Raw genomic sequence first — 5470 nt, forward strand, 5'->3', positions numbered from 1 at the left:
GGGAAACACCTTTGTCATACATGAAGGTGATCGACAAGTCTTTTTATTGAATGTGCGAACAGTGCTAGTCTGTTGCTTGAGAATGACAGACACATCTTGTGCCCATTATTGGTACCTTCTATAAGCGACAACGATGGTTATAAACTTTTGTGGAGTGAAAGAAAACGGGACTAAACCGTCTGTATGCAAAGCCCGGAATAAGTCATTCTTCAAGGCTTATGTATACGACAGCAGTATATTTGTTATGGACAAATTGCAGCTCGGCAGTGCAGTTGTTTTAACGAATGCAGGTGAAATATGACCTTAGGGTATTCTTTTAAGACGCTTTTGTTTTCAGTGTGTTTGTCTTTTTATCAGCAGGGACTGGCAAACGACACCTATGACCTTGAAGAGTTTCGCAATTATCACAAGACGAACTCAAGGCCGCATTCAAATAAACAACAAAGTCATACAGGTCAGAGCCCACTTGAAAACATCCGCATTGGTTTTGTCAGGCTTAATTTAGCCTCTGGCAATGTATCTGGAGATGAACGACTGGAAATCTGTGAAAATTACGAGGTTGCTGAACAAGACTTTAAACGTCTGGGTAATTTTTATTTTAATTATGTGGGTATGGGTGATCCTCAAAATCGAAAAGTTCGCATTCAAAAAATGCTGAGACTAATACATCATATATTCGCTATTAATATAAATATGATTAATGGGCGAAACCGGGCAGAGATAGAGCTAATCAATGAAACGGCAAAAAGTCTTTTTGAACAATTGTTTATGTCTGCCAAGATAAATGGCAGAAGTAATCCTTATTACAATTATTTCTATTCCGTTCCGGAAAAACATACATCCAACTATGTTGGTGTTGACAACTGTCTGGTCCTGATGCTTCTTGCTTTTCTTGGTCCCCACTTTCTCTATAAGAATCGACTTCATGGCCACTTTACTCTGTTGCATAACGTATATACAGGACAAAGCTACGATCAAGCATTCGACAGTGGGTTGCTTTCTAAAAATATCAATGAATATAATTCTCCGCAAAGCCTTGCCAATCAGTTAAATACAGCCGGATTGGACGCAGAAACAGCACTGTTAATCGGTTTAACTGCAATGGCATCAGCCGCTTTTCAGCGCATGGATTTAGGACGGGTCTCGCTGGAGACACTGGAAACTGTGTTGATAGGGTGTTTGCCAAACGAGCTTCTGCCCATTATCTACAGCAATATAGCCAGTCATTGCCGTTCTGGACGCTCGTGTCCTGTACCCGGGGTTATGTATTGCGCGGATAGCATTAGCGGCATGCAACACTTTATATTCAATATTGTGGGTATTTTCCTCGTGCCCGGAATGTTGGAGGCGTCATCGTCAGAAAGTCTGGTCTTTCTTGTGGATTATTCTGAGTGTTCAGACAGTGAGGGTTCAGAGAGTGATCTCACTGTTGAGGAGTCGGATTCTGAGCATCAGGATCAGTCAACAGTCATTCAACAACAAAATGAATTGATAACCGAGCTAAGACAGGAATTAGCAAGCCAACCTGCAACGGGCGAAGCCGGCGCAGTTGGAGGTGCTTCAGGAGGAATCAAAAAATGTCCAATTTGTTTCAATCCAGTGGAAGACATCAGGGTGTTACAAAGTTGTGGACACGCTGGTTTTTGTGAAGATTGTGCCGGGCGTATTATAGATGAGCAGAGGGGCTGTCCGTTCTGTCGGGGAACACCGTTGTCATACATCAAGGTTATCGACAAGTCTTTTTATTGAATGTGCGAACAGAGCCATTGTATTGCCTGATGCTTCTTTTTCCAGATTCGTTTGATCAGCTCTTGGATATCGCGTTCCGGATGGTAACTGATGCGTGTGGATACATCCGGGACCAGATTCCAGGTGATTGGTGTCAATGGAAACATCCGAATCAGCTTTTTCTATTGGTCCCTATGGCCTATACAAATAGGTGCTAAGGACGCTTACATAAAGCTCATTAATAGTAGTACAGATGTTTTAATGAATGTCGGTGAAAGTATGACCATTCCATGTGCCTTAAAGACGCTTTTGTTTTCAGTGTGTTTGTTTGTTTATCAGCAGGGGCTGGCAAATGATACCTATGATCTTGAAGGATTTCGCCAGTATCAAAAGACAAACTGGAAACCGCCTTCAAAAAAACAAAGGCGAACAGGACAACCCGTCATGAGTCCACTTGAAAATATCCGTATTGGCTTTTTCAGGCTTAATTTAACCTCTGACGATCTGTCTGGAGATGAGCGGCTGGAAACCTGTGAAAATTACGAGGTGGCTGAGCAAGACTTTACACATCTGATCAACTTTTATTTTAATTATGTGAATCTGGGTAATCCTCTATATCGAAGAGGTCGAATTCAAACAATGCTGAGACTAATGCATAGTATTTTCGATATAAATATCAGCATGCTCAATGGACAAAGCCCGGAAAACAAAGAGTTAATCAATGCAATGGCAAAAAGCCTCTTTGAACAATTGTTTTTGTCTGAGAACATAGATGGCAGAAATAATCCTTATTGCCATTATTTCTATTCAGATTCGGCAGAAAATCAGTCCAATTCTGTTGGTGTTAATAATGGTTTAGTCCTTATGTTTCTTGCTTTTCTTGGTCCCCACTTTCTTTCCCAGAGTGACTTATATGCCTACTTTAGCGTGCTGCATAACGGCTATACCAGAAAAAGTTACGCTCGGGCATTCTCCGGAGTGTTGCTTCCCAGAAATATCCACGAATATGATAATCCGCACAGCGTTGCCTATTTATTCACTACAGCCGGACTGGATGCAGAAACAGCACTTCTGATTGGTTTAAATACAATGGCATCAGCAGCTTTCGAGCATATGAACTCAGGAATTAAGTGGTGGCCAGATACACTGAAAAAATTGTTGATAAATTACTTGCCATACGAGCTTCTGGGCATCATTTACAGCAATATAGCCCGCTTTTGCCCCAACGGGCGCTCATGCCCCGTACCTCCGCTTATGCTCGACTTGAGAGGCATGCAAGAGTTTACACACGGTATTTTGGGTATTGACCCCGAACCTTCAATATCAGAGATATCATCGTCAGAAAGCTCGGACTATCTAACCGATTATGGTTCAGACAGTGGGGATGAAGTTGAGGTTGAGTTTGAGTTTGAGGCTTCTGATGGGGAGCCGTATTCTGATCATCAGGACCCGGCAACAGTCATTCAACAACAAAGTGAACTGATAACCCAACTACGAGAGGAATTAGCAAGCCAAACTGCAACGGAGGAAGCGGGTGCAGTTGGAGGCGCACCGGGAGGAATCATAGAGTGTCCGGTTTGTTTCGAGCCACCGCAAGAAATGACGGTATTAGAAAGTTGTGGACACGCCGGTATGTGCAAGAATTGTGCTGAGCGATTTGTACGGGAGCAGACGGGGTGTCCCTTTTGCCGGAAAAAACCGGAATCATACAGGACGATATTCTTCATGCCCCGTCATTGAAGAAGTTTAACTGTCTGTTGTCAAAGCTCCTTTATACGACAACGGTTTATTTGTTGCGGATAAACTGCAGGAATTCTTCACGGGAAGGCTGATTTTCACGCATCAGACCCAGCATGACAGAGGATGTCATGGAAGAGTTCTGCTTTTCGACACCGCGCATCATCATGCACATGTGCTGTGCTTCAATGACAACGCCGACCCCTTTCGCACTGGTAGCCTCAACAATAGCGTCGGCAATCTGTCTGGTCATGTTTTCCTGAATCTGAAGACGACGGGCGAACATATCCACAATGCGGGCGAACTTGGAGAGGCCGAGCACTTTGCCATCAGGTATGTAACCAATGTGGCACTTGCCAATAAATGGCAGCATGTGGTGTTCGCACATGGAGTACAGCTCAATGTCCCTGACGACCACCATTTCACTGATGTCGGATTCGAACACTGCGTTATTGACAATATCCTCAAGGCTTTGCTCATAACCGCGAGTCAGGAACTGCATGGCCTTGGCGGCACGTCTGGGGGTGTCTTTCAGGCCATCCCGGTGAATATCCTCCCCCAGAGATTCAAGGATGGCTTTGTAGTATTCGCTCAGTTGTTCGGTCATGGGTCGCTCAGTATTGACATGAAGAGGGCAGAGGTCTGACACAGCCTGTCTTTCACGAGAAGTTCATGTAAAAAAGTGGCCCGAGTTTAACATAAAGGGGGCTGTGTGGAACGATTTCAGTTCCTGAGAGCTTTATTAGTGGCTGGGGTTGCCAGTCCTGTTCAATAGCGGTAAGGTTCGCGGGTATCAGATGCCTACTGAAAAGTAGTAAAAAAAAATAACAAACGGGATCGATTATGATAAGAAAACTCACAAAATGGGTGGCACCTGTTCTTATGCTGGCAGCGGCCAGTGCCCAGGCGGAGACCGATAGCGACACTCTGGGAACCGTGTTAAGCAAAGGTTACCTGAGTTGTGGTGTCAATACCGGACTGCCGGGGTTTGCAACGCCTGATGAGAAGGGGCAATGGTCTGGCATCGATGTGGATGTCTGCCGTGGCGTGGCAGCGGCGGTTTTGGGCGATGCTTCCAAGGTTAAATACATACCCCTGACGGCCAAGGAGCGTTTTACCGCTCTGCAGTCAGGTGAAATCGACATGCTTTCCCGTAACACCACCTGGACACTCACCCGTGACGCTTCATTGGGTCTGAACTTTGCCGGTGTCAGCTATTACGATGGTCAGGGCTTTTTGGTGAAAAAAGAGCTGGGTGTCACCAGTGCCAAAGAACTGGACGGTGCTGCGATCTGTATTCAGTCCGGTACGACCACTGAGTTGAACCTTGCAGATTATTTTCGCAGCAATGGCATGAAGTACCAGCCTGTTGTCTTTGATACCTCCGACGGTACGGCCAAAGGGTTTGATTCAGGTCGTTGTGATGTCCTGACTTCAGACCAGTCCCAGCTTTATGCTCTGAGACTGCGTTTGTCGAAGCCAGGTCAAGCCGTTGTGCTGCCTGAAGTGATTTCAAAAGAGCCTCTGGGACCACTGGTTCGTCAGGGTGATGACCAATGGTTCAATATTGTGAAGTGGTCTCTGTTCGCCATGATCAATGCCGAAGAGCTGGGGCTGAGTTCGGCCAATATCGACAAGAGCAAGTCTTCAACCAATCCTTCCACTCGCCGCTTCCTGGGTATTGAAGGCCCCAAGGGCAAGGGCATGGGCCTCAAGGATGACTGGGCTTACCAGGTCGTGAAGCAAGTGGGTAACTATGGTGAAGTCTTTGAGCGTAATATCGGCGCATCCTCTCCCCTGAAAATTGAGCGTGGTCTCAATGCCCAGTGGAGCCAGGGCGGTATCCTCTACGCACCTCCTTTCCGCTAAGAGTCCTGTAAGGCTGGTGGTCCAGATGAATTGGGCTGTCAGCTTTCCGCTATCAGATGCCTTTAGCAAATGCTTCTGGCAAAAACTTCTAGCAGCCTGTCGGACTTAAGCGTCCGTAGCGAGGATTGCAAGAAAT

At 45.7% G+C, this 5470-nt stretch carries 4 protein-coding genes; 3 read left to right on the forward strand and 1 reads right to left on the reverse strand.

Annotation, left to right across the window (positions count from 1 at the left end):
- Positions 1-297: 297 nt before the first annotated feature.
- A complete protein-coding gene (locus KDK17_RS06855) occupies positions 298-1749 on the forward strand; it encodes an RING finger protein (protein WP_257287681.1) in 1452 nt (483 codons plus the stop codon).
- A gap of 423 nt (positions 1750-2172) precedes the next feature.
- Complete coding sequence (locus KDK17_RS06860) at positions 2173-3468, forward strand: RING finger protein (RefSeq protein ID WP_257252352.1); 1296 nt, start codon at positions 2173-2175, stop codon at positions 3466-3468.
- A gap of 46 nt (positions 3469-3514) precedes the next feature.
- Here KDK17_RS06860 and folE read toward each other — a convergent pair whose 3' ends face one another.
- The gene (gene folE / locus KDK17_RS06865; RefSeq protein ID WP_257252351.1) at positions 3515-4072 is read right to left on the reverse strand and encodes a GTP cyclohydrolase I FolE; all 558 of its coding nucleotides are present in this window, start codon (positions 4070-4072) and stop codon (positions 3515-3517) included.
- Between the two features lie 236 nt (positions 4073-4308).
- Between folE and KDK17_RS06870 the strand changes: the two genes are divergently transcribed.
- The gene (locus KDK17_RS06870; protein WP_257287682.1) at positions 4309-5334 is read left to right on the forward strand and encodes an amino acid ABC transporter substrate-binding protein; all 1026 of its coding nucleotides are present in this window, start codon (positions 4309-4311) and stop codon (positions 5332-5334) included.
- Positions 5335-5470: the final 136 nt, after the last annotated feature.

The organism is Endozoicomonas sp. SESOKO2, assembly GCF_024606245.1.
GTDB lineage: Bacteria > Pseudomonadota > Gammaproteobacteria > Pseudomonadales > Endozoicomonadaceae > Endozoicomonas_A.

What these genes read in the sequence shown, in the direction of transcription:
- KDK17_RS06855 (WP_257287681.1), top strand. Translation starts at nt 298, where the DNA reads ATGACCTTAGGGTATTCTTTTAAGACGCTTTTGTTTTCAGTGTGTTTG.
- KDK17_RS06860 (WP_257252352.1), top strand. Translation starts at nt 2,173, where the DNA reads ATGAGTCCACTTGAAAATATCCGTATTGGCTTTTTCAGGCTTAATTTA.
- folE (WP_257252351.1), bottom strand. Translation starts at nt 4,072, where the DNA reads ATGACCGAACAACTGAGCGAATACTACAAAGCCATCCTTGAATCTCTG.
- KDK17_RS06870 (WP_257287682.1), top strand. Translation starts at nt 4,309, where the DNA reads ATGATAAGAAAACTCACAAAATGGGTGGCACCTGTTCTTATGCTGGCA.